The following is a 2,532-nucleotide window of genomic DNA, read 5'->3' on the forward strand; positions in this document are numbered from 1 at the left end:
CGGCTTCCAGCCGGCCTCCAGCACCATGTCAGCATCCACCCTCGCCGCAACGCGTTTGCCCTCGGTTTCAGAAATCACGCAATTGCAAATCGACACCGTGGCCGCTTGGCACCAGGGGCCGATCGAGAATCCCTATGACGGGTTCAAGCAACTCGTGTGCACCCAGCATGAATACAACTATCGGCTGTGGCACCAGGAAGACATCGCCCGCAGCCCGACCGCCGACGATGTCAAGATTGCCGAAGTGAAACGGGCGATCGACAAACTCAATCAACAGCGAAACGACATGATCGAAAAGCTGGATGATGCGATCACCGAACTGCTCCGCACGCTGCATGTCCAACCCGCCGCCGGTGCGCCGATCAACACCGAAACCGCCGGCAGTGCGATCGACCGTTTGTCGATCATGTCGCTGCGGCTGTACCACTATCGCGAGCAACTCGATCGTGAAGATGCCGATGCGAATCACCGAGCGATGGTCGCGGCGCGAATCGATCTGTGCCAACAGCAGCACACGGATCTTTCCAATTCGCTACAAGAATTACTGGTCGACATCTTCGACGGAAAGAAGCAACACAAGACGTATCGTCAAATGAAGATGTACAACGATCCGTCGCTCAACCCGGAAATCTACAAGTCGTAAGTAGCGGCTGTCTGCCGGCGGGCCGATCGCTGATTCAAACCGTCGACGGGTCGACGGAGTGTTCGGTTTGCGGGTTGCCCGGCAGGATCACCGCGCCGTCGCGGAGCTTTCCGGTCGGCCGGGGTTTGTTGTTCGGTGCGCCGTTGATCCGCTGATTCGGTGGCACCACGACGCCACAGCTGACCACAAACTGGATCGCTTCGTCGATCGTCATGTCGATATCGATCGTATCGCTGCGCCGGACCGTGACGGTGAACCCCGTCATCGGCATCGGGCTGGTCGGCATCAGCACGCTCATCATTTCTTCACCCGTGGCGTCGTGCAATTGACGGACGCTGTTGCCGGTGACGAATCCCAATGACCAGATGCCCTTGCTGGGGTATTGAACCGCGACGACGTTGTTGAACTCGATTTCACGTTCGCTGAACGCAAAATCGGTGACCTGCTTCACGCTGCCGTAAACCTTGTTGACGAACGGGATGCGCAAGATCGCTCCGTCGAAGCCGCGGAAAAACCAGCGGCCGAGGCGAAACGTGAACAGACGTCCCATGAAATACAGGACCGTCAGGAACACGATCAGGAAGACCGGGACGACATACTTTCGCTGCATCCAAGTGATCTGGATGTAGCGATGCCAGTAGGCGTTTGCCGAAACCAGCGGTTTGGCGTCGGTCCCGAACTTGTCCGCGTTCTCGTTGACCCTGTCGACGATTTCTTTGGGCAGGTAACGTCGCCCCGTCGGATCCGGGACGTACTTGCTGTAGCCCAGCAGCGTGTAGGTGCTGAAGCCGCCGTCAGGTTCGGGTACCGCCCCTTCAGGAACTGTGCTCAGCGTGCCGTCGAAGTATTCGGCGCCCCACACCAGTCCCTCCTGGACGATCCACTCGGTCGGACGCAGCACGTACGTTTCGATCGTTCGCCACGCCCAAATCAGGACCAGAATGGTCAACAGCGGCGGCAAAACGACCCCCAGGCCGCGAATCAAAATGTTTCGCACGCTCACCGTTCGAGAAGCATGAAAGTTATCGTCGTGATCGGTCACAGCGGGTGTGGTTGAATCAGGCAAAGCAATGGAAAAAGGTTGTGAGTAGAACTGTACGCTACTGGGTCAAGTCTGGATTGGAATTCCCGGGGCGGCCTTCGGACGTAGCGGCCCCTAACCCTCACAGTATGCACAATCGGCATGTTCGCAAGAATCATCGCATTGAAAAACCCGTCTTCCAGCCCGCCACGCCTCCGCCACGCTTTGAATTTGCCGAAACTTCGCGAACTGCCTGCATTAAGGCGCTTCGGCCCCTCGACGGAATTCTTAGTAGCAATTCCCCGAAAACTCGACACTCGGTCATCCCGAGCAGGCGCGTGCAACGACCGCGACGGTCACACGGCGTGCCCCGGCTTGTTTGAGCACCTTCGCGTTTTCCCCTGCGGTGGCGCCGGTTGTCATCACGTCGTCGATCAACAGCACGTGTTTGCCTGCCAGCGACCGCCGTCGCCAGGGTCGCCAGGGCGTCCGCGAGGCGCAAAACGCGCCGCTCACGTTCGCAATCCGCTCCTTTTCCCCCAACCAAGCCTGCTTGTTGATCTTGCGTGTGGTCGCCAGCAAGTCCGCGTAGGCCACGTCCGGCCAGCCCCGGCCCAGGGCGCGGGTGACCGATCGGGCCAGCACACGGCTGCCGCCGGCCCCCCGCTGAATACGACGCCACAGATGCGACGGGACGGACGTGATCAAGTCCGGAATGTCGGTTCCTGCCTCGCTGGTGATGTCCGATGGCGGTTCGATGACCTCTCGAATGCGGCGGGCCAATCGTCGTGCCAATGCGTCGGCGAGCGAAATCTGGCTGCCGTACTTTGCCGCCACGACCGCGCTGCGTACCAACCCGTCGTAGCTC

Annotated in this window: 3 protein-coding genes; 1 reads left to right on the top strand and 2 read right to left on the bottom strand. The window is 59.6% G+C overall.

What is annotated here, in order from left to right; all coding sequences use genetic code 11:
- Positions 1-25: 25 nt before the first annotated feature.
- Positions 26-643 carry a DUF4254 domain-containing protein gene (locus tag ABX749_RS29175; protein WP_372899142.1) on the top strand — a complete coding sequence of 206 codons (618 nt, stop codon included), beginning with the start codon at positions 26-28 and terminating at the stop codon, positions 641-643.
- 34 nt (positions 644-677) lie between these two features.
- Here ABX749_RS29175 and ABX749_RS29180 read toward each other — a convergent pair whose 3' ends face one another.
- Entirely contained in the window at positions 678-1,640 is a 963-nt protein-coding gene (locus tag ABX749_RS29180) for a DUF502 domain-containing protein (protein WP_372899140.1), read from the bottom strand.
- 345 nt (positions 1,641-1,985) lie between these two features.
- Positions 1,986-2,532: ComF family protein (locus ABX749_RS29185; RefSeq protein WP_372899141.1), on the bottom strand; the 547-nt coding region annotated here is incomplete at its 5' end.

The sequence above is a fragment of the Stieleria sp. genome, assembly GCF_041595215.1.
Classification (GTDB): Bacteria; Planctomycetota; Planctomycetia; order Pirellulales; family Pirellulaceae; genus Stieleria; species Stieleria magnilauensis.